This is a genomic window from Candidatus Alistipes pullistercoris, assembly GCF_027665465.1.
Taxonomy (GTDB): domain Bacteria; phylum Bacteroidota; class Bacteroidia; order Bacteroidales; family Rikenellaceae; genus Alistipes_A; species Alistipes_A hominis.
On the sequence record NZ_JAQDED010000002.1, the window covers coordinates 1 to 26,819 of the forward strand.

The 26,819-nt window shown below is 49.5% G+C and carries 31 protein-coding genes and 1 pseudogene; 11 read left to right on the forward strand and 21 right to left on the reverse strand.

Features of this window, described 5'->3' with window-relative positions; translation table 11 throughout:
• From PGR91_RS03370 to PGR91_RS03400, 7 genes are all read left to right on the forward strand, one after another.
• Positions 1 to 304, forward strand: a 304-nt coding sequence (locus PGR91_RS03370; protein WP_270399155.1) for a PcfK-like family protein, incomplete at its 5' end; no start/stop codon positions are given.
• Positions 301 to 1,566: a PcfJ domain-containing protein gene (locus PGR91_RS03375; RefSeq protein ID WP_004310303.1), complete on the forward strand. Its 1,266-nt coding sequence runs from the start codon at positions 301 to 303 to the stop codon at positions 1,564 to 1,566. The genes PGR91_RS03370 and PGR91_RS03375, both read left to right, overlap by 4 nt.
• A gap of 24 nt (positions 1,567 to 1,590) precedes the next feature.
• Complete coding sequence (locus tag PGR91_RS03380; protein ID WP_005827305.1) at positions 1,591 to 1,848, forward strand: hypothetical protein; 258 nt, start codon at positions 1,591 to 1,593, stop codon at positions 1,846 to 1,848.
• Positions 1,849 to 1,879: 31 nt separating this feature from the next.
• On the forward strand, positions 1,880 to 2,098 hold the full coding sequence (locus PGR91_RS03385; protein ID WP_008770680.1) for a DUF3873 domain-containing protein: 219 nt from the start codon (positions 1,880 to 1,882) through the stop codon (positions 2,096 to 2,098).
• Positions 2,038 to 2,343 carry a DUF6956 domain-containing protein gene (locus tag PGR91_RS03390; protein WP_004310302.1) on the forward strand — a complete coding sequence of 102 codons (306 nt, stop codon included), beginning with the start codon at positions 2,038 to 2,040 and terminating at the stop codon, positions 2,341 to 2,343. Before PGR91_RS03385 ends, PGR91_RS03390 begins: the two co-directional genes overlap by 61 nt.
• Positions 2,344 to 2,396: 53 nt before the next feature.
• Entirely contained in the window at positions 2,397 to 2,705 is a 309-nt protein-coding gene (locus tag PGR91_RS03395; RefSeq protein WP_004310301.1) for a hypothetical protein, read from the forward strand.
• Between the two features lie 116 nt (positions 2,706 to 2,821).
• Positions 2,822 to 3,043, forward strand: a complete 222-nt coding sequence (locus PGR91_RS03400; RefSeq protein WP_004310300.1) for a DUF7688 family protein — start codon at positions 2,822 to 2,824, stop codon at positions 3,041 to 3,043.
• Positions 3,044 to 3,105: 62 nt separating this feature from the next.
• On the opposite strand, the gene PGR91_RS03405 is transcribed toward PGR91_RS03400, so the two are convergent.
• From PGR91_RS03405 to PGR91_RS03490, 18 genes are all read right to left on the reverse strand, one after another.
• Positions 3,106 to 3,633 (reverse strand): glycoside hydrolase family protein, encoded by a 528-nt coding sequence (locus tag PGR91_RS03405; RefSeq protein ID WP_005827312.1) that lies wholly within the window; start codon positions 3,631 to 3,633, stop codon positions 3,106 to 3,108.
• Positions 3,630 to 4,136: a DUF3872 domain-containing protein gene (locus tag PGR91_RS03410; RefSeq protein ID WP_032595742.1), complete on the reverse strand. Its 507-nt coding sequence runs from the start codon at positions 4,134 to 4,136 to the stop codon at positions 3,630 to 3,632. The genes PGR91_RS03405 and PGR91_RS03410 overlap by 4 nt, the downstream gene beginning before the upstream one ends.
• Positions 4,136 to 5,035 carry a toprim domain-containing protein gene (locus PGR91_RS03415; protein WP_004310298.1) on the reverse strand — a complete coding sequence of 300 codons (900 nt, stop codon included), beginning with the start codon at positions 5,033 to 5,035 and terminating at the stop codon, positions 4,136 to 4,138. Before PGR91_RS03415 ends, PGR91_RS03410 begins: the two co-directional genes overlap by 1 nt.
• An 8-nt stretch (positions 5,036 to 5,043) precedes the next feature.
• Entirely contained in the window at positions 5,044 to 5,619 is a 576-nt protein-coding gene (locus PGR91_RS03420; RefSeq protein WP_032588474.1) for a conjugal transfer protein TraO, read from the reverse strand.
• Positions 5,620 to 5,621: 2 nt separating this feature from the next.
• The gene (gene traN, locus PGR91_RS03425; RefSeq protein ID WP_032588475.1) at positions 5,622 to 6,680 is read right to left on the reverse strand and encodes a conjugative transposon protein TraN; all 1,059 of its coding nucleotides are present in this window, start codon (positions 6,678 to 6,680) and stop codon (positions 5,622 to 5,624) included.
• A 69-nt stretch (positions 6,681 to 6,749) separates the two neighbouring features.
• Positions 6,750 to 8,105, reverse strand: a complete 1,356-nt coding sequence (gene traM, locus PGR91_RS03430; RefSeq protein WP_032595739.1) for a conjugative transposon protein TraM — start codon at positions 8,103 to 8,105, stop codon at positions 6,750 to 6,752.
• Complete coding sequence (locus tag PGR91_RS03435; protein WP_004308924.1) at positions 8,086 to 8,394, reverse strand: TraL conjugative transposon family protein; 309 nt, start codon at positions 8,392 to 8,394, stop codon at positions 8,086 to 8,088. The genes traM and PGR91_RS03435 overlap by 20 nt, the downstream gene beginning before the upstream one ends.
• Positions 8,395 to 8,400: 6 nt before the next feature.
• Positions 8,401 to 9,024, reverse strand: coding sequence for a conjugative transposon protein TraK (gene traK / locus PGR91_RS03440; RefSeq protein ID WP_004308925.1), 624 nt, complete (start codon positions 9,022 to 9,024; stop codon positions 8,401 to 8,403).
• Between the two features lie 31 nt (positions 9,025 to 9,055).
• A complete protein-coding gene (gene traJ, locus PGR91_RS03445; RefSeq protein WP_004308926.1) occupies positions 9,056 to 10,060 on the reverse strand; it encodes a conjugative transposon protein TraJ in 1,005 nt (334 codons plus the stop codon).
• Between the two features lie 3 nt (positions 10,061 to 10,063).
• On the reverse strand, positions 10,064 to 10,693 hold the full coding sequence (locus PGR91_RS03450) for a DUF4141 domain-containing protein (RefSeq protein ID WP_004308927.1): 630 nt from the start codon (positions 10,691 to 10,693) through the stop codon (positions 10,064 to 10,066).
• A gap of 30 nt (positions 10,694 to 10,723) precedes the next feature.
• A complete protein-coding gene (locus PGR91_RS03455; protein ID WP_004308928.1) occupies positions 10,724 to 11,107 on the reverse strand; it encodes a DUF3876 domain-containing protein in 384 nt (127 codons plus the stop codon).
• A gap of 37 nt (positions 11,108 to 11,144) precedes the next feature.
• Positions 11,145 to 13,649, reverse strand: a complete 2,505-nt coding sequence (locus PGR91_RS03460) for a TraG family conjugative transposon ATPase (RefSeq protein ID WP_270399159.1) — start codon at positions 13,647 to 13,649, stop codon at positions 11,145 to 11,147.
• Positions 13,646 to 13,978, reverse strand: a complete 333-nt coding sequence (locus PGR91_RS03465; RefSeq protein ID WP_004311206.1) for a DUF4133 domain-containing protein — start codon at positions 13,976 to 13,978, stop codon at positions 13,646 to 13,648. The genes PGR91_RS03460 and PGR91_RS03465 overlap by 4 nt, the downstream gene beginning before the upstream one ends.
• 10 nt (positions 13,979 to 13,988) lie before the next feature.
• Positions 13,989 to 14,300, reverse strand: a complete 312-nt coding sequence (locus PGR91_RS03470) for a DUF4134 domain-containing protein (RefSeq protein ID WP_004311205.1) — start codon at positions 14,298 to 14,300, stop codon at positions 13,989 to 13,991.
• A gap of 201 nt (positions 14,301 to 14,501) precedes the next feature.
• Positions 14,502 to 15,242, reverse strand: coding sequence for a hypothetical protein (locus tag PGR91_RS03475; protein WP_032595736.1), 741 nt, complete (start codon positions 15,240 to 15,242; stop codon positions 14,502 to 14,504).
• The gene (locus PGR91_RS03480) at positions 15,239 to 15,628 is read right to left on the reverse strand and encodes a DUF3408 domain-containing protein (RefSeq protein WP_299338276.1); all 390 of its coding nucleotides are present in this window, start codon (positions 15,626 to 15,628) and stop codon (positions 15,239 to 15,241) included. The genes PGR91_RS03475 and PGR91_RS03480 overlap by 4 nt, the downstream gene beginning before the upstream one ends.
• Positions 15,625 to 16,074 (reverse strand): DUF3408 domain-containing protein, encoded by a 450-nt coding sequence (locus tag PGR91_RS03485; RefSeq protein WP_004311202.1) that lies wholly within the window; start codon positions 16,072 to 16,074, stop codon positions 15,625 to 15,627. The genes PGR91_RS03480 and PGR91_RS03485 overlap by 4 nt, the downstream gene beginning before the upstream one ends.
• A gap of 5 nt (positions 16,075 to 16,079) precedes the next feature.
• A complete protein-coding gene (locus PGR91_RS03490; RefSeq protein ID WP_005643916.1) occupies positions 16,080 to 16,835 on the reverse strand; it encodes a ParA family protein in 756 nt (251 codons plus the stop codon).
• A gap of 232 nt (positions 16,836 to 17,067) precedes the next feature.
• Between PGR91_RS03490 and PGR91_RS13505 the strand changes: the two genes are divergently transcribed.
• The 4 genes from PGR91_RS13505 to mobC all read left to right on the forward strand — a co-directional run bounded on the left by PGR91_RS13505 (position 17,068) and on the right by mobC (position 21,220).
• Positions 17,068 to 17,247, forward strand: a complete 180-nt coding sequence (locus PGR91_RS13505; RefSeq protein ID WP_074668551.1) for a hypothetical protein — start codon at positions 17,068 to 17,070, stop codon at positions 17,245 to 17,247.
• Between the two features lie 269 nt (positions 17,248 to 17,516).
• Entirely contained in the window at positions 17,517 to 17,945 is a 429-nt protein-coding gene (gene mobA, locus PGR91_RS03495) for a conjugal transfer protein MobA (RefSeq protein ID WP_004291488.1), read from the forward strand.
• Complete coding sequence (mobB, locus tag PGR91_RS03500) at positions 17,924 to 19,171, forward strand: conjugal transfer protein MobB (RefSeq protein ID WP_004291483.1); 1,248 nt, start codon at positions 17,924 to 17,926, stop codon at positions 19,169 to 19,171. The genes mobA and mobB overlap by 22 nt, the downstream gene beginning before the upstream one ends.
• 30 nt (positions 19,172 to 19,201) lie before the next feature.
• Entirely contained in the window at positions 19,202 to 21,220 is a 2,019-nt protein-coding gene (mobC, locus tag PGR91_RS03505; protein ID WP_004291482.1) for a conjugal transfer protein MobC, read from the forward strand.
• Positions 21,221 to 21,351: 131 nt separating this feature from the next.
• Here the strand turns inward: mobC and PGR91_RS03510 are convergent.
• From PGR91_RS03510 to PGR91_RS03520, 3 genes and pseudogenes are all read right to left on the reverse strand, one after another.
• Positions 21,352 to 24,606, reverse strand: a pseudogene (locus PGR91_RS03510) (P-loop NTPase fold protein).
• A 16-nt stretch (positions 24,607 to 24,622) separates the two neighbouring features.
• On the reverse strand, positions 24,623 to 25,753 hold the full coding sequence (locus PGR91_RS03515; RefSeq protein ID WP_004291480.1) for an ATP-binding protein: 1,131 nt from the start codon (positions 25,751 to 25,753) through the stop codon (positions 24,623 to 24,625).
• A 301-nt stretch (positions 25,754 to 26,054) separates the two neighbouring features.
• Positions 26,055 to 26,660 (reverse strand): RteC domain-containing protein, encoded by a 606-nt coding sequence (locus tag PGR91_RS03520; protein WP_004304269.1) that lies wholly within the window; start codon positions 26,658 to 26,660, stop codon positions 26,055 to 26,057.
• Positions 26,661 to 26,819: the final 159 nt, after the last annotated feature.

Below are 26,819 nucleotides of genomic sequence, written 5' to 3' on the forward strand. Positions count from 1 at the left end.
TGATAATCAACACTATTTGTATGCGACTTTGGATAATAATCTAATTGGGATAATAGTGGTTATCAAAACTTGTGATAACCACTACTATGACGAGAACGAGATTGAGGTGGGCAAGCCTATCCAATGCCAAGTGGCGGTGAACCACATTGTGGAACTCACGGCAGAGGAAAAAGCAGAAGCACGTCAGCAGGCAGTCCGCAGATACCAAGACGAGGAACTCCGCAAGTTGCAGAACCGCACCAAGCCGACAAAGGCGAAAACAGAAACCCAAGTTCAACCCTCATTATTTGATTTTGGCTTATGAAACCGAGAAACAAATTTGAAAAAGCAGTTCTTGCCCAAAGCAAGAAACTACGCCCGATAACCCCGATACAGATAAATTGGGCATTCCGTAATTGCGTGGAGCATTATGCACACCGCTTGCCGAAAGGTCGTACCACTTGTATGGATTGCGGTCATAGTTGGGTAATGACGGAGCAGACCGAGCATTGTACGTGTCCCGAATGTGGAGCAAGTTTGAAAGTCTGCCTCACCTATCAGCGCAAGGTAAGACAAAAGCAGTATTTCACAACCCTTACCACAAGCGGAGAATACCAAGTGCTACGAATGTTCTTGCTTGTCGTGGGTATGGAGAAAGGGGTTAATGCCAAGTCCTATGCCCTTGAAATCGGGCAGTATTGGTGGAATGAACAAGGGCGTAAGGCTGTTGTTGCCATTCCACGCACATTGGGATGCTACATCGACACGTTCTCATTCGCTTCTCCTTTTGCTATCCGCAATGACAATGAAGCGTACCGCCATATCTCATATTCCCCGATATATCCAAGATATAAGGTGTTGCCGACGCTCCGCAGAAACGGCTTTAACGGCAATTTCCACGACATTGTACCCACCAAACTAATACCGGCATTATTGTCGGACAGCCGTGCGGAAACGCTGTTGAAGGCAGGGCAATATCCCATGTTGCGCTACTATCTGTACCACTCTTTCAATATTGGAGAGTATTGGGCTTCAATCAAGATATGTATCCGCAACGGCTATACTATTGAGGACGGCTCAATGTGGCGTGACACCATAGACCTCCTGCGTCATTTCGGCAAGGACACAAACAGCCCGAAATACGTTTGCCCTGCCGACCTCAAAGTTGAACACGACAAGTTGGTGGCAAAGCGCAACCTGCAAAGGAAACATGAGCGGACTGAACAGCAACGCAGGAAAGCGATTGAGGACGAGAAACAATATCTGAAAGCTAAGGGCATATTCTTCGGACTTGCCTTTACCGACAGCCTTATTTGCGTCAAAGTCATAGAGAGCGTGGAAGAAATGGCAGAGGAAGGAAGGACGATGCACCATTGTGTGGGCGGTTACCACAAACGAAAAGACTCCCTTATCCTATCCGCCACCATTGACGGAAAACGAATTGAAACGATAGAGGTGTCACTAAAAACTTTTGAGGTGGTGCAGTGTCGTGGCGTATGCAACGAGAACTCCGAATACCACGACCGCATCATCGCCCTTGTGAACAAGAACGCCAACCTTATCCGCCAGCGGATGAAAGCGGCATAATATCGACATCTAACAACTAACATTATGGAAGTAAGATTTGAAAGCATGGTTTTCCTATGGGATGATAAAATCCCCACGATGTTCCTTGAATTTATGAACCTCCTCACTCTTTGTCAGAGTGAGGAGCAATTAAGGGCGAGCGTCAAGGACTTTGCCGAGAAACACGAACTTGACAAGTTCTTCCTTTACGGCTTCGGCTCTCATCATTTCTACCTGCACCAACGCTACACGAGCGACCCCGAAATGGTGATGCAACACAGAGTGCTGTCTGTACATTTCTAATCATCTAAATAACAACGACTATGGCAACAAAATGACAATTAACGGAGTAAGCACCTGCCAATCGGCAGGAACGGAGAACTACGAGAAATTCCAAACGGGTATCGACAGACGCAAACGCACCCTTGTGCAATACGACTACCGCCACACGGACGGGGAACTTTTCTCTTGTGTCAAACCCACATTAGACGAATGTCGAGCCGCACGGGACAAGTGGCTAACGGCAAAGGAAAGGAAGGAGGAGAAGCGATGAACGAAGCAGGCTACCAAACGCTGATAGTCAAATTCAGCGAACCCATTACGGCATTGGACGGCATCTTTGACGATGCCGAAGCGTGGGGAGTTGATACCCTAAAGGGGTGGATAGACAGCTATGAAAGCAGCCGTTTCACTGCCATTGACAGCCATACGGCAGTCATCACGAGCGAGTATAGCATGGAATGTCTGAAAGAGTGGCTGGAAAAATGCACACCCATAACCGAGAAAACAGAATTTTGAACATTGGGGCGGTGTCCGCACCGCCCGAACCATAAACCTAAAAGACAACGGATATGATAGCAAAGACAATTTTAGAGCAGATTGGCGGCAGACGCTTTGCCGCCATGACGGGAAGCAAAGACTTCACAGACATGGGCAACGGCTTGCGCATGAGCCTTGCGAGGAACAAGACCAGTGCCAACCGCCTTGACATCATCTATGACGGAGGGGCAGACCTATACAATATGCGTTTCTACCGCAAGACGTTCAGCAAAAAGACATTCGAGAGCAGGACGAAGGACATTGAAACGCACGAGGGGATATATTGCGATATGCTGGAGGAAATGTTCACGATGGTAACGGGACTTTACACCCGCTTTTGAGGGGTGGGCGGCAAAAGCCGCCTACTTTCTTTCATGAGCATGATGGCGGATAAGAAAGTAGGCAAAGAAACCTTTGTACCAATCTACGATAGTATTCACAAAAACAAGTTTTAATCATGGAAACAATCAGACAGAACGGAAAAACCATCTTGTACAGCAACGACGGCATAAGCATAAAGATGGTTTTCAAGAACCTTACGGGCAGGAATTTTCAAGGTCAGGAATATACAGACTATATCCGGCATATCGCAATCGGCAGCATGGGATTTTCACCCGGTATCATAGAGCATTGCAGGGACGGTGAGGTTGCAGGCAAAGGGACAATCCCGAATGTATGAAAACTGAAACTCCGATGAAGTTGGCGGCTTCATCGGAGTTTCTTTCGTCAGACACTTATTCTTTATGGTACATACAGCAGCGCAAACTCAGCCTTCCTTCGTTTGAGCAGCATGGCGTGGCGTTTCCCCTTATAGTTACAGAAAGCGATATACTCCCGGTAGATGTTCCTGTCACCCGCCTCCAGCTTTCGGATTAGCGTGCTTTTGGGTATCTTCCCACTCCCCAAAAGACGGTACGGACCGACATTGTAGGCGAGCGTGGCAAGCAGAAGCGAATCCTTCCCGAACTGCTGGAACATCGCGCAGAACTTCCGCAGGTCTTTTCGCAGAAGCGCGTCCGCCTGCCGCTTCGTCATGGTGCGTGCCGAATACCTTTCCCCCGGCTGCAACCGATGTCCATATCCTACATACGGGTGATGTTTTTCCGAATGCCAGCCCTCAAAATACTTCGTGCATCGCACCGCCCTCTCAAATGGTGGCAGCCGGTAGATAGCCGCCTGCCCGTCCGTTCCCTCATGGCGTCTGTTCCGTGCGGACACGGAACAGACCGCCAGAAGCGAACAGAGGATAGCCATGAATACACGCATCATCGTGTAAAGGGCTTGAAGTTCCCGATGGGGACAACAGTGATAACCCCGTCATCCTTCACGTTTCGGTTGTTGAAGTCAAATTCCAACTCATAGGAGTTGCCGAAATTGTCCTCCACTACCACGATGAAGTTGTGCGCCTCGTCACCTTGCGCCGTGTAGTACAGCCGGAACTTCTCGTTTTCGAGCAGGTAGCGGTCATTGGGCAGGAAAGTGATGCCGTTGTCCATTTTCAGTGTGCCCTCACCCTCGAACTGGAAATACCGGATGGTATAGAGGGTATTGGCGAAATCGCCCGTTTTCTTCAGCTCACAGCGGATTTCCACCGTCTGCCCCTTTGTGACCTTGTTCGGCACGGGCATGGTTTCCACCGTGAAGGGATAGGATTGCTGGATGTCCATATCGTCGTCGCACGATACGAATGTGAATGACACTGCGGCGAACAGGCAGAGTGCCAACGCCTTGAAGATTGATGTTCTCTTGTTCTTGTTGTTCAGTATGTTCATTATTCTTTGATTTTTAGATTGTTGTTCTTTTGTTGTTTTCTTGATACTTGTTGCAGGTACTCGTTCAAGTCCTTGCAGCCTTGATAGATGCCGGAACGGTCTGTCACCTTTCCTCCGTAGCGTGTCCGCAGGGCTTCCATTGCCCTGCGTCCGGCTTCGTCTCGGTCGAGGTAACAGTCGATGCGCTCGTACCCGTCCAGATGTTTCAAAGCCTTTTCCACGTTGGCGACGGAGTTCAGCACAAGGCAGTCACCCGTTGCCAAACCGAGCGTGACGGCGGACAGGAAGTCCATAAAGCCCTCGAACACGCTGCACACGTCCGCCGGGATGTCCCCCGCCTTGACCAGCGACACGTCCTTTGGTGGTACGCAACCCTTGAAACGGCGGCTTCGGGTTTCATAGCCGCCCGACACGTTCGGAAAGCCGACGGCAAAGTACCGCTTACCACGCACGCCGTAGTTCAGGCGGCAGCAGTGGCGGGATGCAACGGCATAAGGGATGCCTCTTTCCTTCAAATACTCCGTCAGCGGAGAGCGGAGCAGCGGGACGGCTTCCACTCCCTCAAAGGCAGGTTCGGACGGTTCCGGCAGGTACAACGGCTTTTCTGCTGCGGCAAGCGGCATACGGGCGGTTTCCGCTATGAATCTCGCCTGCGCCATGAAATCCCCGCTTCGGGTAAACTCCCCGACAAGCGTGAAGATGTCGCCGCCCTTGCCCAAGCCGAAGTCGTACCAGAGCTGTTTCGCCACGTTCACACGGAAGGAGGGCGTGCGTTCACTGCGGTATGGCGCACGATACCACAGCTCGTTTCCGCTCCTTCGGACAGGCTCATGTCCCAGCCGTGCGAGAAAGTCCGCAATGGGTATCTGCCTCATATTCTCAATGTCCGTCCGTTCCATGCGACGTGTCAGTTGATGATTATCTTGACGCCCGCCCCGAACTGCGTATGGAACTTCCGTGTGTCGCCACCCCACAGCAGGCGCTCCCGGAGGTTGGCGAGCAGGGCGATACGGTCAGCCACGTAAAACTCCACATCGAGCGTCAGCGCACCGCCGTAGATGAAGGCGTCCCGGTCATGGAGCGTGGAGCCGTCATGCAGCACTTTCTCGCCCCAATTCACCGACTCATATCCGGCGAGAGCCGAAGCCCCCGCATAGACGAACACTATTTTACGGGCGTCGGAGAGTATCTTGAAATAATAACCGCCCTCCGCCGTGAACTGCGCCACAGGTATGGCGGTATCCTTGTACGGGTTGTTCTTCAAGAGGTATTCGCCACCGAACACCCACTTGTTACCGTTCTTCGTGTAGGTGGAGAGAGCCGCCCCGAAACTGTAACCGCCATTGTTGCCACTTAAACGCATACCGTCCACAAGGTTAGCTCTCAATTCGATGCCCTGCATCTTCGGCAGGCATCGCTGGGCGTGCGCCTGCCCCGTGAACAGGGCAAGCGACACGATGATTATTGCGATGTACTTTCTCATGGTCAGCGCACTTGAAGTTCGTTGATGGTATTGGCACGTACCAAGTCCTCGTTTTCAATCACGAAAGACTGGTGACGCCCCCCGTTCTTCTCGTTGAGTTCCACCACGAGGCATTTGTCGTCGGGAATGGTGAACTTCGCCATCGTGAATACCGTGCGCTCGCTCTTCTTGCCCGGCACGAGTGTGGCGTAATTCTGCGCACGGAGCGGCAGGATAATCTGCTCCTGCACGGCGGTACGCTTCGCCACCTTCTTGTCCACGATTTTCCATGTGATGTAGTCCACATCGAAAGGCACGTTGCTCTGGTTCTTTATCTCCGTGTGGAAATAGAGTAACCCATTATGCGTGTAGATACCTTTCAGCAGGTACTGGATGCCGAATCGCTTGCAGCCGATGTGCTTCACCTCACGCTTGTTCTGCTTGTGGATGGACTTCATGATAAGGCGCACCAGCATCGGGCTTTCGCTGCCCAGTTCCTTCAGGTAGATTTCCTGCGCGTTGTTCGGGCGGTTCACCTTCTCGCCGTCATGGATGAAGTCGCACATCTCCACGTTGAGAAGCAGCGGTTCGGAGGCGTACTTCACGTTAAAAGTATAGAAACTCCCGTCCTCCGTGATTACCGACATATTGGTTTCGTTCGGGAAGTTACGCACGGTAGCTTTCACGCGGATGACGTTCTCCGCTCCGTCGGCTTTACCCGCAATCAGGTCGGGCGAGCCTAAATCGACGTAGCGCACCTCCGAGGGGAAAATGACGTGGACGGTCTTGTCGTAGGTCACTTCCAATCCGTGCGGGGGAACCATGCGGTCGAAGGTCAGCTTCTTTGTCAGCCCGTGATACAGATCGCCGTCCGCCTCCTTCTGCGGATAGACCTCCTTTGTCAAGGTCGGTTGTTGGCTTTGCCTTCCTCCTCCTTGCGAGGCATAGTCAAGCGAGCTTGTCTCTGCTCTCGCTTCGTTCGTCGGTTCACTTCCGTTGTTCTCTCCAACGGTTACGTTCTCCTGCGCGTTGGCAGTTATGATGCCCATAGCGAGGGCAAACATGATGATTACTTTTTTCATTCTACTTTGGATTTTAGTGGTAAATAAAAATTTGGTTGTTGTTTTTTTAGTCGTTGATTGTTATTGTTTTCAATCTCTGTCCTGATATAGCATGACCTTGTATCCGGATTTCAGATGCACCTTGACGGTACGCATCTTCTTGGCGATATACTGGCTCGTGCCTTGTATCAGCCCCTTGCCCAAGTCGGAGGCGAGCTGCGCCCCTGCGTTGGTGGAGATATTAATGCTGCTGCCCAGCGAGCCGCCCATGTTGGCGGCAACCTCCCTGACGGCGTTCATCTCCATCGAGTTTGGAATGAAGATGCCGGGCTGTCCGTCCGTGTCATACACCGCCAGTTCTACCGGGATAATCGTACCTGCGTACTCCAGCGAAGTAATTTCAATATCGAGTCGTTCGCCCTGAATCTTTGCCGTGCCTACCACCACTGCATTGCGGGGTATGATTTTGTCCGCCACTGCCATCGGCTCCAGCAGCCGTAATCTTACCGCCTGCCCGTCAGTCACACTCTGCGCCCCATAGACACACGCCGATATGGTGTTCCTGTCCGATACAGTCGTGACACCCACCGCCGTATTGAAACTGCGGTTGCGCTCCTGCGAGAAGGAGGCGACAAACTCAGCGTTGCTCATCGGCTGTGAGAGCGAAGATACCACCTGATGCGTTACCTGCCTGACAGGTGCAGCCGTGTTCTTTCCGGCTTTCTGCACGGGGTAAGGCTCTGCCGCCTGTCCGACAGGTGGCTGTGTGCCGTTCTGCCCGCCCATGTACTTCGCCGCCAGTTCATAGGACTTCTCCATGAGTGCCACTTGGTCATCCATAGCGGATGCCTTGCCTTTCTCGGTTTCCAGTTCCGATTCCAGCGAGGCGATACGCTCTAACAGTTCGTCCATTTCCGCGTTGTCGTTCTTCGGCTGCTCATAGAAGTTGCCGAGCGTGGTATTGAGGTCGCGGTAGGCAGCTGCGGAGGATTGGATGGTTTTCGGAGCGGATGATTTTGCTGTTGCATCTTCCGCATTTCCGGGATTAGCAAGGTCGAAGTCCCTGCCGCCGTCCGTTTCCGCCACCTCGCGGTCGAACATATCGCCCAGTTCCTGCATGGCGCGGCTGCGGTTCTCCTGCCGTTCCTCCATTGCTCCCTGTTCGTAGGCTTTCGCCTTGTCGCCGATGATCTGGCGGTTCGCCTTGTCAGCGTCGGGCATTTCGATGTTGTAACCACCCGTTCCCGGTTGCTGCTCCTTGTCGGAAGACGGGGCGAATATCAGCCACATAGCACCGATGAATACCAGCACTATAGCGGGCAGCACTATCATTTTCTGACGTTTCAGCCTTTGGGCTTCGGTCAGCGGCTTGCGCTCCTTCTTCGGTTTCCCGTTGTCGGGAGCCGCCTTGTTCTCGTTTTTAGGTTCATTCTTCGTCTGTTCCATATAAATAAGGTATTACATTATGATTGTTGTCCGGCTTTATGGACAGTTCCACCTGTCCGGCATGGTCTGTTACCATCCGGCTGCCGTCATTCCTGCCGATTTCATAGACGGCTTTGCCGAAGGTGTAGAGGGCAAGCACCGCAAAGGCGGCGAGCATCGCCAGCACGATGCGCCTGCGTGTCTTCGGGGGCAAACCGTCCAGATAGCCTTTGAGCCTTGCCACCAGCATTTTCTTTTTGTCGTGGAGCTTCCAGTACGCACGCCAAAATGATTTTTTGATTTTCTTCATGTCCGTTTACCTTTTGATGGTTTGTAAATCCTTGTTCTCGATGATGGTGAATCCCTCGATGGTGAAACCGTTGGGATTGTCGTCCGAACGGGACGAGTTCAAGAGGCGGCACGTAGTCACGAGGCTGCGCTCGGTGACGTTGCTCTGCCGGATGATCTTCTGCGTGGCGTAGGTCACGGCACGGTAGGGATAGCCGTTGAAATCGCACACCACGCTGTCCACCTTCAACACCTGATTGATGTTCCCGGCGATGATGCGGTTGTAGTACCCCTTCTCGGCAAAGTCCGAATAGTAGTTGTACACGCTTTTGTCCGCTAATAGCAGGGCGCGTTTCACGTTATGCTCTATCGCGCTCTTTTCGGGTGAGAGCGTGAAGAACAGCTCGTGGAAACGGCGCACGTGTTCCCTCGCTTCTGCCGGACGGTTCTGCGACAAGTCTTGCGAGAGAGCCAGCATCAGCGACTTGCCGTTGTCCAGCACGTAAATCTTTTCCCGTTGCCGCTCCGCGAAGCGGTAGGAACTCCACACGCTCCATACCGTTATTACGGCACACAACGAGAGGAAGACGATACCGAACAGGCGTATCTGCCTGAACGATGATTCGATGTTTTTAAGTGACTTAAATTCCATTGTTGTTTATTCGTTTTTAATTGTCAGTTGATTATTTCAGCAGCTTCCCGACACGTCCGACCACGTTTCCTGCGGCTGCGCCCGCCACGCTGCCCGCCATACTTCCGGCTCGTCCTGCCGTCTGGTTCACGTTGCGACCGTAGCTTCCCATGCCTCCGGCTTGGATAATCCAGCCTGCTACCGTGGGGATGGTGAAGTAACCAATGATGCCGATTATCATGAAGACGATGTACACCCCGTCGCTCGAATCCAGCGAGAAGTTCGGGTCAGCCTGCATCCGTTCGATGTCGCTTTGCAGCATCAGCACTTGTATCTTCGCCAGTATGGTGCTGAACATATCCGACACGGGCAGCCACAGATAGACCTGTATGTAGCGGCATATCCACTGTGTAAGCGTGCTTTGGAAGCCGTCCCACACCGATATGGCGAAGGCTATCGGACCGAGTATCGCCAGCACCACGAGGAAGAAGGTGCGGATGGTGTCTATCACGAGGGCGGCGGCTTGGAACATCAGTTCCAGTATCTCGCGGAAGAAGTCGCGGATGCCTTTCTTCATGTTGTACATCCCGCGCTCGATGTACATCCCCGCCATCGTCACCATGTCGCCGGGCGACCAGCCCAGTTCTTCCAGTTGTTTGTCAAACTCCTCATTTGACACGAGGTAGGCGGTTTCGGGATTGCGCATCATCGCTTCGTACTCCAGTTTGTCCTTCTGCTCACGGTATCGGTTCATGTCCAGCGTTTCCGCCTCCAGCATCTTTGCCGTACCCTGCACGACGGGCGACATGATGCTGTTTATCGTACCCAGTACCACCGTCGGAAAGAACATGATGCACAGACCGATAGCGAACGGGCGGAGCATAGGGAACACGTCTATCGGTTCGGCTCTCGCCAGCGACTGCCATACCCGGTAGGCCACATAAAAGAGTGCGCCCAGCCCGGCGATGCCTTTCGCCACGCCCGCCATGTCCCCGCATAGCGGCATCATCTGTTCGTAGAGCGAGCGCAGAATTTGGTGAAGGTTGTCGAAATTCATAGGCTACCAATATCTTTCGTTCATGTTCCCGTACAGCCCCATGATGCGGTCAAGGTCGTTTTTCTTCTTCGCACGCAGGTAACTCACGCTAATGTTCTTGTTGGTGTAGTAGCTCACGAGGTTGCGGTAACGCTTCATTTTGGAGTAGCAGCGTTCCACCACGTCCATGCGCTCCTTGTCCGTCATGGAGAGCGTGGTGATATTCACCACATTCTTCAGTTCCGTCAGCACATCGTTGGATTCCTCCAATAACTTGGTGTAGCCAAAGGCGATGGCTCCCAGTTCCTCCACCGTGAAGTTGTCGTCACGCATCATCTTCTGGAAACTGGTCACATAGGTGTCGGTGATGTCACCCACCATCAGAATGGTCTGCTGCACCTTCCGGGCGTCCTTTACCAGATTGTTCACGGATTTGAGTGCGTCGTAATACTTCTTGCCCTGTTCGTAAATCTTCACGGTCTCTTGAAAATTTTTTATCATATTCTGGGCGGTCGTGGAAGTGTGTACCACGTTCTTCGAGGTGTTCACGATGCTCTGCGCGATGTTGGACGGGTCTATCACCGCCCACTGTGCGCTTGCCCTGCCGACTGCAAACAGGCACAGGCAGATAATAAGTGTTATTCTTGTTCTCATGTTACTTTGGATTTTAGTGGATTTCATTATTTATTGCTCGCCTATCGGATGGTCCGGTTTCGGGTTCACACGCACGTAGTCCCCGTTCGGCGAGAAGGTCAGGATGTCCGTCGCCTCGTTGTAGGACACGTCGATGCGGAATCCGGTGTTCATGAACAGATTGCCGTTCTCCTCCTGCAAGAGATAGGTTTCCGGCTTCAGCTTGCGGCGGATGCCGCTCCGCTTGAATACCGTCACCTTATAGGCTTCGCCCTCCTTGTAGATAAGCACGTCGGGCTTGCCCTCCACACTCTCCCAGTTTCCGCAAAGCAGGTCGCGTCGGTTGTCCGTTATGTCGCAGGATTGCAGCACCATGACCGCCAGCCCGATTAAACACTTGCTGACTTGCAGCATTTTCGTTCTTGATATACTCATACGCATTTTCTTTTTTAGTTGATGAATCTGTTTCTATTTATTCCTTTTTTCTCCGCCTTTCGGCAAGCTGCCGGATGACGGCTTCAATGTCGCCGCCCAACTGTTCCGCCAGACGGTAAACCTCTACTTTTTCCGTTTCTTCGGTGGTGTACGCCAGATACTCTTCAGCACTAACTTCGGTGGCATAGACTGCCGACTGCGTGCCGCCCAGTCCTATCCACACTTCCTTGTAGAGCCTTGACGGGTTGTTCGCCATGTTGATGGAGAGTATCTGCGACTTCTCTTTCTCCGTCAGACCCAACAGGGACTGTATGGCATCAAACTTGTTCATGTACTTCCGCTGGTCAAGGAGTATCTTGCAGTCGGAGTTGTTGATGATGCTCTCCTTGACGACGGGCGAGGAAATGATGTCGTCCACCTCCTGCGTCACCACGATTGCCTCCCCGTAATACTTGCGCACGGTCTTGTACATATAGCGCAGGTACTCAGCCATGTTCGCCGAAGATAGAGCCTTCCAAGCCTCTTCCACTATCAACTGTTTCCTTACGCCTTTCAATCGGCGCATCTTGTTGATGAAGGCTTCCATGATGATGATGGTCACCACAGGGAAAAGCTCGCGATTTTCCTTTATACTGTCAATCTCGAAGACGATGAACCGCTTGCCGAGCAGGTCGATGTTCTCCGTGGAGTTGAGCAGGAAGTCGTAGCGTCCGTCCCGGTAATACTGCCGCATGGTGGTGAGCATATTGTCGATGTTGAAGTCGGACTTCTCCACCTTTATCTCACGTTCCGCCAGTTCGCGGCGGTAGTCGTCGCGCATATACTCGTAGAAGGTGTTGAACGAGGGGACGATGCTCCGGTCAGCCCTGATACGCTCGATATAGGCGTTCACCGCACTGCCCAGTTCGCCGCTCTCCGTCTTCGTCACTTTGTCGTCCTCCGACTTCCAGAGCGTCAGCAGCAATGTCTTGATGCTGTCCTTTTTCTCCACGTCGAACACGTAATCATCGGTGTAGAACGGGTTGAACGAAATCGGTTTCTCCTCCGTGTAGGTGAAGTACACGCCGTCCGCCCCGTTTGTCTTGCACCGGATCATCTCGCACAAGCCCTGATAGGAGTTTCCCGTGTCCACCAATACCACGTGCGTACCCTGCTCGTAATATTGCCTCACGAGGTGGTTCATAAAGAAGGATTTGCCGCTGCCCGAAGGACCCAACACGAACTTGTTGCGGTTGGTCGTGATGCCCCGCTTCATCGGCAGGTCGCTGATGTCGAGGTGCAACGGTTTTCCCGTAAGCCTGTCCACCATCTTGATGCCGAAGGGCGATAATGAGCTGCGGTAGTTGGTTTCCTCCGTGAAGAGACACACCGCCTGCTCAATGAAGGTGTGGAAACTCTCTTCCGCCGGGAAGTCCGCCGCGTTGCCGGGCATCGCCGCCCAGTAGAGCGTCGGGCAGTCAATAGTGTTGTGGCGGGGGACGCACTCCATGCTGGCAAGCTGGCTGCCTACGTCGTTCTTGATATGCTTCAGTTCCTCCGCGTCATCGCTCCATGCCATGACATTGAAGTGAGCCCGTACCGAGGTCAGCCCGTAGGAATGGGCTTCGTTCAGGTACTGGTCTATCCACTCGCGGTTGATGCTGTTGCTCCGGCTGTATCGGGATAGCGACTGCATATTCCTCGCGGACTTCTCGAACTTCTGCAAATTTTCCTCGCTGTTGTCGATAATCACATACTGGTTGTAGATGTGGTTACAGGAAAGCAGCAGCCCCACGGGGGAGGCGAAGGAGAGGCGACAGTCCGAGCGGTCGGTGGAGAGTTTCTCGTAGCGGATGTCGGTAGCCACCTTTCCTGGCATATCCTCCGCGTTGGAGAGGGTGTGCAGGCACAGGCGGTTGTCACCGATGCGCATTTCCCTTGCCGAGAGGTCGATGTCCTGCAAGGCCGTGTCGCCTTCGGGCATGAGCGAGAAGTAACGCTCTATCAGCCCGGCGGACTTCTCCGTCCCGACAAGCTCGTCGGTGGAGAGGCGGCGCAGCCTGACAAAGCCGCTGTCGTTCATGATGCGCTCGAACTGTTCGGCGGCTTCCATGAACTTCCCGGCGGTTTCCCTGTCCAGCTCCTTCGGGATGATATGTCCCCGGCACAGCGTACTGAAGTTGCTCTGCATACGGTTACGTTCTTTCGTCGTCTTGGTCAAGTAGAGATAGCAGGAGTGTTTCAGGTACGGACGCTCGTTGAAGTGGCGTTCAAAGGAACGGCTCAAGAAACTCATGTCGTCCTTCTGTAACTCCGGCATATATTTCTCCTTGATGAACCAATCCTGCTTATGCACGACGCAGAAGTACGGCAGCACCTTGATAGCCTTGCACCAGCAGCCGTGTATCGCCTCGTACTCTGCGCCCGTCACGGTGTAAAGCTCCGGCAGTTCCACCTCAAAAGCCACCGTGATGTCGGCGTCTTTGGAGATGATGCAGCCATGCTCCACCGCCAGCAGGGGGAACTTGTTTTCCAGTGTTGTCATTTTGGATGTATTTCTCATGTCGTTTCTTCCTTTCGTTGCCGTTTGAGTAATCGGGTGATCCGCCGTCGGTTGATAAGGTATCGGGGATGGCTCCTTGCCGCTCCCAATTTCATCAGCCCGTGTTCGCCGTACCGGGCGTTCAGCGCGAAGGTCTGCCATACGAGGACGGAAGACGATGCCGCGCCGAAGCCGATACATATCCACTGGTCGATGCCGACCATATAGAGGATGACGAACAGGACGAAGAGAGCCAGCAGACCTCCGCAGAAGATGAAGAGGTACTGAGCCTTCAAACCCTTGAACTCGACCGGACGGCCGATACCCTTGTTTATCGGGTATTCAGCCATACATTGTTTATTAAAGGAAGAATGAGCGCAGGATAGTGGCGGCGACAATCAAGAAGATACAAGCCCCGAACCACGAGGCGGCGGTCTTCGAGGTGTCCGGGTCTCCGGACGAGAATTTTCCGTACACTTTCACGCCACCGATAAGCCCGACTACCGCGCCGATGGCGTAGATTAATTTCGTGCCGGGGTCGAAATACGAACTCACCATAGAGGTGGCTTCGTTGATGCCAGCCAGACCGTTTCCCTGTGCGAAAGCGGAGGCGGTTGCGGCAATCATAAGTGCCGCAGCGATGATTAACTTTTGTCTGATGTTCTTGTTCATAAACTGTTCTTTTTTGTGCCGTCCAAAGGGTGGATAGTCCTTTTTCGGGCGGTTGATACTTGATTACTTTACTTTGGTTTTAGTGGTTGCCCGTTTGTTTCTACGGACTTGGGGCTGTCCGTTGCGGGTTGGCTGTACCTTGTACCGCCGTGCGCGTGGGTGTCGTCATTTTACGTTTTCATTTCCATTCTTTTTTAGTTGTTATACATAGTTTCGGAAGTCGAACTCCTCGATGTTGTCGGGAATCACGAACACCTTTTCCTTTTGTTGTGTCACGGTCATGTTCACCGTGTCCACGAAAACTGCCATCGCCTTTGCAATCCTCTCGCTCATTGCTTCATCGGTCAGGCGTTCCGTTATTCTTGTGAAAAGCTCTGTCCCGTCCAGTTCCGTCATGACCTTTCCGGCGTGTCGCATTTCCTCATCGGATGGTGATTCCTTCCGTATGGTGTGTACTGCCATGTCAATATCCTCGAAGCTACTTCCCGAAGCCTGCTTTTTGTCTGGTTCTTCATCCTCCGGTTCATCTTCTCCGTACTCCAGTTCCGAGGGCGGGATGCTCGTGAAGGTTTCATCGAGTTTGTCCTCCGGTACTTGTGTCGGGCGTGAGACGGTTTCCGTGTTTCCGTCGTCAAAAGTAGCCTCTTCCTCCGACAGCTCAATGCCTTTTTCCGAAGTGGCGGCTTCTTGCGTCGGTATGGCAGCGGTTGTCCGGGTCGATGCCATCTTGAAACGGCTCTTGCCAATGATGTCCGAGGTGTCTGCGTGAGGTATTTCCTTATCCTTTCCTTGCTCTGCCACCGTACTGTCCAATGACCGCCACAGCCCGGCAATATGTCTGAAGAAACGGATGAGCTTCATGTCCATGATGCGGTCATAGAACAGCAGAAACAGAAACCACACGTTGCAAGCAACCGATACGATTAAAAACGCCTTTGTCATAATCTTACTTTTTGGGCGTTTTCAATCTGTTCCATGTACTGCTGCCCGTATTGTCGGAAATGGTCGCGGAGGATGTTATCCACAAACTTGCCGATGCTCAAACCGTTTCCCATCCGACTGGTAACGATAGCGACTTTCTCATGAATTTCTCGGCTGATGTATATACATTGCCGCGTTTTGATTTCCGATGCTTGCAGGAAAGTCGAGAGCGGTTTGTCTCTGCCTTTATCCTTGCGGAAGTCAACGTCGGTATTTTCATGCCCGTAGTCGGTTACACACTTTGCTGCACGGACAGCGGTTCTTTCACTCTTTCCTGTTTGCAGATACTCAGCCTGACGGTTCTTATTTGTTCTTTTCATACTTCTTTGTTGTTTTTGAGTGTTTATAAATTATAGGATTCCATGTGCCGTTTGAACGATTCGGCTATCTCGTCTTGGAACAGCGTGAAATGGTGTGTCAGCACGTTGTCAAGAAATGCCGCGATAGTCACTTCGTTGCCTCCGATTACATGAAGCATCTTCTGTATGCGGTCGTGGTACTCCTTGCGGATATAGACCTGCTTGCCGAGCCTTGCCGTGATATTGGAACCGCATATGAATACTGTGTCATAATCCAATTTTTCCGGCTTGCTGTTCCTGCGCCTGCGTTCCGGCTCCTCTTTGGAGTGCGAGGCGGGTGGAGAAACGGCTTCTTGTATCGCTTCTTTCGGAGGTGGGACAGGAGCGTTCCCGTCCGTGCTTCTCGCTTCCGGCGGAATGCTTGTATCGTCCAGTCGAAATGAGTTGATTACGGCTTCGCTGTCGATGTCCTCGATTCTTGTTTTCTTTGCCATGCCGTTCAGTTTTTGATGATGCCGAGAATCTCATCGACGAGTTTGTCGAGGTTGCTGCCGCGTACCAGTATTTTGTCCGCCGGAAACGCCGTGGAGCGGAATACCGCCTTGCGTTCTGCCGCCGTCTCCTTGCGGAAGCGCTTACTGTCCGGTAGATGTGTTTCCAGAATGGGCAGGGCGAACTCGGCACAGACCTTGTCGTATGCCTTGTAAAGTTCAGTCTTTTCGCGTCCGTCCACCATGTTCCACACGAGGTAAATCCCTTTGATGCCGGACTTGCCCGTGCTTATCATCTGTTCGTTGATGACAGTGGCGAACTTGATGGAACTCTCCATCACCACACGGTCGGCGATGATGGGCGTGAAGATATAGTCCATTTGGGAAATGGTCTGCACCACATCGGCATTGTTGATTGTTCCCGGCAGGTCGAAGAACACGAAATCGAGGTCGGGCTGCGCTGCCACCAGATTTTCGGCGGTCTTTACCGCATCTTCCGCACGGCTGCATCTGATGGTGTACGGGTTCTTCTTCAGTCGTTTGAGCTGCTCATACGCCAGCACCTTGTAATGCCCGTCCTCCATGACGGCTTTCATGTCACGCTTGCGCATGTCATGGATACTGTACTGCGGGAAATCGCAGTCCACCACGGCTACGTTGTAGCCTTTCACATAGTGCAGATAGCTTGCTACAAGCACTGTCAGGGTTGTCTTACCCGCTCCACCTTTCTGCGTGGAGATTGCCACATAAGTTGCTTCTTTCATTTTTTTGATAATTTATTTGGTTATACATCTGTCCGGTGGCGGTAGCGTATTGTCATTAGTACGTACGCACGCACTCCCATTCATTTATTTATTCACTCCTTAATCCGGCTGTGCCTGCGGGTATTCATCGGTTTGTCCAACCGTCCATGCTTTTATCCGTCCGCACGGACGTGTGCTTGGAAAACTATCTGAATACATACACCTGTTTTCAACCGTTTGGATTGATGCCCGGATTGCTGTCCGAACATCCGGCGGAAGGAGTGTATTTTCAGTCCCACATCCGAATCACACTGCAAATAAACAAGGATATTTTGGAACTTGTATCACTTCTCCGGCAAGTGGCAGCACGTTGCGCCGGTTGGCACTGATTGTCCGGGTCAAGCCTCTGTCGGACATCGCCTTAAGGGCGTAACTTTGCACCCGAACGGCAGGGTACGCCGCAGGTAGCGCAGCCCGGAGTTTGAAAGGAATCATCCCCAATCCGTCCCCGACGGATTTTTATGTTCACCTGAACATAGCAAGATGTCTTTTCAGCCGCTCAAAATATTTTGAGCAGCCACGAAAAGCACTTGCCCTTGCAGGGGGCGGGCTTTCCCTCCGAAGTCGGGAAGCCTTTCAGAACTGCGGTGCTGTAATCCGAAGCGGCGGCTTATGCCGTCAATCCGCTAAATCCAAAGTAATATGAAAGAGAAAAGGAAAAGCAAATCAGGGAGAAATCCCAAACTTGATCCGGCGGTGTACCGGTACACCGTCCGTTTCAACGAGGAGGAACACAACCGTTTCCTCGCCATGTTCGGAAAATCGGGTGTCTATGCACGGTCTGTTTTCCTCAAAGCGCACTTCTTCGGGCAACCGTTCAAGGTGCTGAAGGTGGACAAGACGTTGGTGGACTATTACACCAAACTGTCGGATTTTCATGCACAATTCCGTGCCGTGGGTACGAATTACAACCAAGTCGTGAAGGAACTGAGGCTGCATTTTTCAGAGAAAAAGGCGATGGCGTTGCTCTACAAATTAGAGCAACACACCGTCGAACTCGTGAAACTGAGCCGCCGGATTGTGGAACTTTCAAGGGAAATGGAGGCAAAATGGTCGCAAAAATCAGTGTAGGAAGTTCGTTGTACGGCGCGATTGCCTACAACGGGGAGAAGATTAACGAGGCGCAGGGGCGGCTTCTCACCACCAACCGCATCTACAATGACGGTTCGGGAACGGTGGACATAGGCAAGGCGATGGAGGGTTTTCTCACCTTCCTGCCACCGCAGATGAAGATCGAGAAGCCGGTGGTGCATATCTCTCTCAACCCGCACCCGGAGGATGTGCTGACCGATATTGAGTTGCAGAATATCGCCCGCGAGTATCTGGAAAAACTCGGTTTCGGAAACCAGCCTTATCTTGTATTCAAGCACGAGGACATCGACCGCCACCACCTGCACATCGTGACGGTCAACGTGGACGAGAACGGGAAAAGGCTCAACCGGGATTTTCTCTACCGCCGCAGCGACCGTATCCGCAGGGAACTGGAACAGAAGTACGGATTGCATCCGGCAGAACGTAAAAATCAGAGATTGGATAATCCGTTGCGCAAGGTGGCCGCATCGGCAGGTGATGTGAAGAAGCAGGTAGGCAACACCGTGAAGGCTCTGAATGGGCAGTACCGTTTCCAGACGATGGGCGAATACCGTGCGCTCCTTTCCTTATATAATATGACGGTGGAGGAAGCGAGGGGCAACGTGCGCGGACGGGAGTATCACGGGCTGGTCTATTCCGTCACGGACGACAAGGGTAACAAGGTGGGCAACCCGTTCAAATCCTCGCTTTTCGGGAAGTCCGCAGGCTATGAAGCCGTACAGAAGAAGTTTGTCCGTTCCAAATCGGAAATCAAGGATAGGAAACTGGCAGACATGACGAAACGCACCGTCCTTTCCGTGCTGCAAGGCACTTATGACAAGGACAAATTTGTATCCCAACTCAAAGAGAAGGGCATCGACACCGTACTGCGCTACACAGAGGAAGGGCGCATCTATGGGGCTACCTTCATCGACCACCGCACGGGATGCGTGCTGAACGGTTCGCGCATGGGTAAGGAGCTTTCGGCGAATGCCTTGCAGGAACACTTCACCCTGCCATACGCCGGACAACCGCCGATACCGCTATCCATCCCTGTGGATGCTGCGGACAAGGCACACGGGCAGACCGCCTACGACAGTGAAGATATATCGGGCGGTATGGGCTTGCTCACTCCCGAAGGTCCGGCGGTAGATGCCGAGGAAGAGGCTTTCATCCGGGCGATGAAGCGCAAAAAGAAGAAAAAACGCAAGGGCTTGGGTATGTAATCAGAGTATCAACAATTAAAAAATCAATGTATGTCACAACAAGAAGACGATTTGAGGGCATTGGCGAAAATCATGGATTTTCTGCGTGCCGTGAGTATCATTTTAGTGGTCATGAACGTGTACTGGTTCTGCTACGAAGCCATCCGGCTGTGGGGCGTGAACATCGGCGTGGTGGACAAAATCCTTCTGAACTTCGACCGCACGGCGGGGCTGTTCCATTCCATTCTCTACACGAAGCTGTTTTCCGTCCTTTTGCTTGCCTTGTCCTGTCTGGGTACGAAGGGTGTCAAGGGTGAGAAAATCACTTGGGGGAGAATCTGGACAGCATTTGCCGTCGGGTTCGTGCTGTTTTTCCTGAACTGGTGGTTGCTGCCCCTGCCGCTGCCGCTTGAAGCGGTGACGGGACTGTATGTCCTTACCATTGGAACGGGCTATGTCTGCCTGTTGATGGGTGGTCTGTGGATGAGCCGCCTGTTGAAACACAATTTGATGGAGGATGTTTTCAACAACGAGAACGAGAGTTTCATGCAGGAAACGAGGCTTATCGAAAGCGAGTATTCGGTCAATCTGCCGACACGTTTCTATTACAGGAAACGCTGGAACAACGGTTGGATCAATGTAGTTAATCCCTTCCGTGCGTCCATCGTGTTGGGTACGCCGGGCAGCGGCAAGTCCTATGCCGTGGTAAACAATTTTATCAAGCAACAGATTGAAAAGGGCTTTAGTCAATACATCTACGATTTCAAGTATCCCGACCTATCTACTATTGCCTACAACCATTTGCTGAACCACCCGGACGGCTACAAGGTAAAGCCGAAGTTCTATGTGATCAACTTCGACGACCCGCGACGCTCTCATCGGTGCAATCCCATTCACCCGGATTTTATGGAAGATATTACGGATGCCTATGAGAGTGCCTACACAATAATGCTCAACCTCAATAAAACGTGGGTGCAAAAGCAGGGCGACTTCTTCGTGGAGTCACCTATCATTCTGTTTGCCAGTATTATCTGGTATCTCAAAATCTATCAGAACGGGAAGTTTTGCACGTTTCCCCATGCTATCGAGTTTCTGAACCGCCGTTACGAGGATATATTTCCGATACTGACCTCTTATCCGGAGCTGGAGAACTACCTTTCGCCGTTCATGGATGCGTGGCTTGGAGGGGCTGCGGAGCAGCTCATGGGTCAGATAGCGTCGGCAAAAATCCCGCTTTCGAGGATGATTTCACCGCAGCTCTACTGGGTGATGTCAGACAGCGAGTTTACGCTGGACATCAACAATCCCGAAGAGCCGAAAATCCTCTGCGTGGGTAACAATCCCGACCGTCAGAATATCTACGGTGCGGCACTCGGTCTGTATAATTCCCGTATCGTGAAGCTCATCAACAAGAAGGGGATGCTGAAGTCATCGGTCATCATCGACGAGTTGCCCACAATATACTTCAAAGGGTTGGACAATCTTATAGCTACCGCCCGAAGCAACAAGGTTGCCGTGTGTCTGGGCTTTCAGGATTTCAGCCAGTTAGTGCGTGACTACGGGGACAAAGAGGCGAAAGTGGTGATGAACACTGTCGGCAATATTTTCTCCGGTCAGGTGGTGGGGGAAACAGCCAAGACGCTCTCCGAGCGGTTCGGTAAGGTGTTGCAGAAACGGCAGTCCATCTCCATCAACCGGCAGGATGTTTCCACCTCCATCAACACGCAGATGGACGCGCTCATTCCACCGAGTAAGATTTCCGGGCTTACGCAGGGAATGTTTGTCGGTTCTGTATCCGACAACTTCAACGAGCGTATCGAGCAGAAGATTTTTCATTGCGAGATTGTGGTGGATGCCGAAAAGGTGAAACGGGAAGAAAGTGCCTACAAGAAAATTCCCGTCATTACAAACTTCACGGACGAGGACGGCAACGACCGCATGAAGGAAACGGTGCAGGCGAACTACCGGCGCATCAAGGAAGAGGTGAAGCAGATTGTGCAGGAGGAACTGGAGCGTATCAAAAACGATCCGGTGCTGTGTAAACTGCTACCAGATAATGAGACTGTCTAACAAGTCCCCAAAATTGAAAATTATCCCTATCGAAGTTTGAAGTGACCCCCAAAAGTTGGATACAATTTTTTTGGGGGGCACTTCAGTTCTGACGGGTAAAATCGTAAAATTCGGACTTGTTAGACAAATACTTACGCGGTTTCAACCTCAGGTACTGAATCTATCGAATTGACAAATTTAACCAATTGCGGATCTGAATCTTTTTGTATGAGGTTTCGGAGACTCTTTTTCAATTCATAAGCATCATCCCCTGCTGTATTTATTAAATCCATATAAAAATCTTTGTTTTGCAGAATCAATGAACGGCATGCCCCATCGGAAATTACAGGTTTCACTATTTTATCAATAACGTCTCCAGCTTGACTTTTCAAATTACCATGCGATCTAAGCCATGTTTCGAAAAATTGAAACTTTATTGCATTGATAGTCTTTTTACCGATGCAGAAATCATTTCTTATATCGGTAACTGTCGATTTAATTTTTCGTTTATCCAATCTTTCAACTATATTCTTGAAACAATTAGGGAAAGGATTCAAACTTTGAGTTCCAGAAGCAATATCCATCAGAATCTTTTTGCCAAATTCAGTCAAGTTATCTGGCAAGGATTTGATTTTAGCCAGTAAATGTTTTATTGCGACAAACCAATAATATGATGTATGTGCTGTTCTTTGGGCGTATAATGTATCAACACTTATTTCAGACAACGCTTCGAACGCTATTTTATTGATATGATCGGTCAGGACATTGCTTATTTTAGTGGTCAAATCGTAAAAAGATGCGTCAGGAATTACATCTTTAATATTGTTCTTAGTGATATACTTATCCAAATCGGTATTCCACTCTGCTAAATGCTCGATAAATACCTCATCCGTTACACCTATTCTGTTCTTAATATCTTCAAATTGGGGCAATATGTCTGAGAGCAATAATTTATAGCCAAGTTTATGATTTACCATGTATTGTAGTGTTTCATTTAATAGCGGTATATTCCATCCCACACTATTTACTAATAAGTCTCCATGATCCACATAATAGTCCATGAGTTCTGCAACATATTTTATATCTCCACCCTCTATTAAGGAAACGGAATGACCATGTGCCAATTGCATGGCGACTAAATCGTAATATCCAGACTCTTTAATGTTTCGGCCATCAGTTTCTAATTCAGAATGCAACTGATTTATGTAGGTTGAATCTAACGTTACAGGTAAAGGTCTTTCTTCGTCAGATGCCAATAAACGATAGGTTGTAAATATAGCCCCTATATTATCTTTATTTACATTCTGTTCATCAATGCAATTCGTGATCGCTTGCAAAAGCGTTGGAAACGTATAGGTAGAATTATCTTTTAACGTTTTTACAATATCTGCATGGTCGAAATTATCGGGTAGTAAGTTTGCCAAATAATTATCGAGCGCCTCCGAATTTGTTGCTACTTGATAATATTTATATGCTTTAGTTGTCGCGTTATCCCGATAGGCAGCATCTGTTGCATTTGCAGCTTGAATATAATCGATAAATGTATTTGGCTTGACTGTTTTTGCTTCAATCAATGACGTAAAATCGCACGCCAACTTATTTTGCGCAATAAACCTGTCTATTGCATCTAACGTTTTGAAATAGTCGCCGCCATTGAAGTCATTGAACCGAACTATCTTCTTATATAATTGAGCAATCACATGGTTTTGGCTTTCCGTGTCTAAATGCAACAGCAGTTCTTGGTATTCGACAGGGAACACCTGCTTCTCTATGGATTCTTTTAATTTCAATTGTGCTATTCTTTGCCATACACGCAGAATAACATCGCTCTTTCGAGTTAATTTATGCAAACAATGTATAATCTTATCGATAAGCGCATTGTCCATACATTGTATAACTTCTTCTAATACAGTGTCAAATTGTTTATTAGTCTCTGCATATTGATTTATGTCGTGGTCTTCTTCTCCGTTGATGCAGCCTTCAATATATTTTTTCAATGGAATTTGTCGAGCATCTTCAACATCGACACCATATACCAAAGCTGCAATTTCGCGTTGTGTTTGCAGATCATTGTTAATTATTGTTTAAATGCCATTCAGATAGTCGCCGGACAATATTTGTTCTACTGGATTTGCCAGAATATCCGTCTTCTTCAAACAGAACAATGCTATGTTTATCATCAAAATTTCGTTACACCACTCTTGTTTAAGAGCGACCATCTCATTGATATATGATATAATTTCCCTAACATTGGCATTAGGATTTACCAATCTGAATATCCGATTTATAGTTTCTTTCGCTTCATTTTCTGTTTCTCCAAATGCTTCAACAAACAGTTTGTTGAATATACTTCGATAGTCGGTAATAACAGGAGGAGCAACACGATAAACAATAGGGAAAGTTTTATTGATAAAATACTTGGTCAGTTGTTTCGTTTGTTCGTCGGTCTCATCTCCGAATGCACAAGCTAAATGTGTTTCATCGAAAGGAATAACAGCCCAAACATTTTCAAAACCGCTATCGGCGAAGAACGTATGGATAGAAGACCATAATTCTTTTACTTTTTCAGCGGGGAGACGATCCATGTTGTCAAAAACAAGGACTAATTTACGTTGTCCTTTTTCCTTGATAAAATCAGAAATGTCTTGCATCCATGTTTTGAACTCGTAAACCGTTGGTTCGTCTTCGCTCAAAGTCTCATAGCAAACGTCCTTTTCGACTTTATCTTGATAAATAGCTAACATATAACTCCATCCATATTTATGATCTTTGCTATATGCCCATTTCCAAACGCACAATGCAATAAGAACTGGCAGTGCAGCTATGATAATAGACAATAAAGAAAACCACCATGTTGTGGGTGTAGGTTTTACTGCATACGCAATAAATGTAAATATCGGAGTTAAAACTGCAACCAAAAATGCCGCAACCATACCATTACTGATAAGGGGATATTTTTCGGTTACGGTCTCCGTTTTACGGGCTAATAAATATTTCAGCTTTTCAGACCATGATACGGTTTTCGTACCTCCACCTTTGACTTTTATTGTTGCATTTCCAGATAGGATACCATCATCAATAAGTTTGCTTGTAAGCAATTCCAATATAGAGCGGCGTTGCAAGTCCTCTTGATGTCCCCATGCGTCATACTCAAAAAAGTAATAGTCGTCTGATAATTCACGTTCCAACATTTTAACCACGTTGGATTTTCCAGATCCCCAAATACCTTCGATGCCGATAATTCGAGGTAAAGTACATTCCTCATCCAATGAATCATTCTGACAAAAATGGCGAGCAATAGTTTTTGCCAACCTTTCTTGCGAACCTCCATCGAATTTGTCAATACCACACGGTTTATTTTGGATAAACCGCGGATATTGCTGTTTGGATTGTAGTTTTGTTTCCATATACGTAATTTATTGATTATACGAACTCCAAATAATTCTCCCGATTTACCACATGAAACTCGGCATAGGGATAGGCTTCTTGGAAGGCTTTCGGTGCGGCCGGCATTTTATTTCCCCACTTGAACTCCAAGGCGGTAAGACTGTCGGCACTCTCCTCAATCAGGTCGATTTCCTGTTTGTCGTAGGTGCGCCAGAAATAGAACTCCCTGTGCAGTCCCTCATTGAAGTTCGCTTTGCGCCGCTCTCCGATGATGTAGTTCTCCCACAGCGCACCGACATCCTGCCGAATGGCCAGCGGTGAGAAAGCCCCGATAATGGCATTGCGAATGCCGTTGTCGTAGAAGTACCACTTGCCAGCTTTTGTAACCTCCTTGCGTAGGTTACGCGAATAAGCCCCCAGACGATAGATAACGAAGACCTTTTCCAATAGGTCGAGGTATTTTTCAACGGTCGTCTTGCTCATGCCGAGTTGTTTACCTAACTCTTCGTAAGAAACTTCGCTGCCCAACTGAAAAGCTATCAATCGCAGTAGATCGCGCATCTTGCTCGAATTTTTTAAGCCGTCAATTGCTAAGATATCTTTAAGCAGGTATGCACCGACAATATCACGTAGGTAGTCTGTTTTACGTTCATAGTTCTCCATCATTACTACTTCGGGATAGGAACCGTAAATCAAGCGCGCTTCGAGGTTCTGGCGGGTTTCAAGTGCCGTTTCCGTCTGTGCGATTTCCCGTTGCGAGAATGGTGTAAGGAGAAATTGCGTACTGCGGCCGACCAACGGTTCACCAGTCTTATTCAGCAAATCGAATGACGAAGAACCACTTGCCAAGACACTTATTCCCGGTATTTCATCAACTATCAACTTCAGAATACTACCGATTTGTGGTATGTTCTGTGCCTCATCAATAGCCAGCAAATCAATACCATCCAATAAATGCCGATAATTGGCTATTGAGCGATTCTCCAATAGTGCTAATGTGTCGTAGTCTTCGCCGTTGAGCATCATCGTCCTACCTGAATAGTTGTCCACAATTTTACGCATCATTACCGTTTTACCAACACGGCGAGCACCAAAAATCAGTACTGCTTTATTGGGCGCGATTCGTGCTGTAATCTTCTCTTGAAGTATTCTATTTACTGTTTCCATACCTTATAAAATATAATGCAAAGATAATCATATTTTTTTAATTGGCGAATTTTACAAAAAAAACGGGCTATTAAATGGCGATTTTTACAACCACAATCTTATGGAAGTTGTTTCATTGTTTTTAGTAATGATATATGTTCATACTATGATGACTCAATAATTTACCAGACATACGTTTCTGAAATTTGTCCTTATAGGAATGAAAAACTCACATATATTGTGCTAATTAATATATAATTAAATGAAAATAAAAAGACAGGATACGAGTATTCCTGTCTTCTCATATGTAATGGATATTTTTTTATTTTCTCATCCGCTCCAACTCCTCATCACGCAACATTCTCTCGTTCAGTTTTTCCTGCATCCTGTCAATGAAATAGGTGCGGCTTTCGTTCTTCCGGCGTTTGATATCAGTGTAGAAGCGGTAGCAGTCTTTAGAATCAACCCCGAATATCTTATAGAGAAGTGGGGCGAGCTGTTTGAGCGGCATATTGCCGTTGTTGATGCAGCCCATCACGTCTATGCCGTAGATAAGTTCCACGAGGTCGATGGCATTGCCCGTCCATTGAAGAAGGCTGGCGGTGGTTTCTGTTGCGTTGTTGGCGGATATTAGTGGTGGCACTTGGGGCGTGGCAAGGAATTTCTGCATCTTTCTTACGAAAGACAGAGCCTTGCTGACGTAGGCGGCAATCTCTCTTTTTTCTTCTGACAGATTACGTACGGGATGGTGCTGCAACTCGATTTCGATGTAGGCAAGCGCGATGACGGTAAGGTTCATGTCCATGCCGCCGTTGCACAGTTCGATCACTTGGGTGGCGAAAGCCGTGTATGCCGTTTCCATATTGCAGTCGCCGGCTTCGTTTATCAGGCGGAAAAAGTCGGTTTCCGCCAGCAAGAAATAATTCATGGTTCTGTCAATTTTGAAAATTACACTTTGTTTTCTGCGTGCGCACATGAATATAATTGGCAAAAAACGCGGCAGAAAATAAAAAATCCAACACTCAATTTTACAAAGTGCTGGATTTCAGAGGTATAAAATTCAGTATTTTTTCACAAGGACAAATTA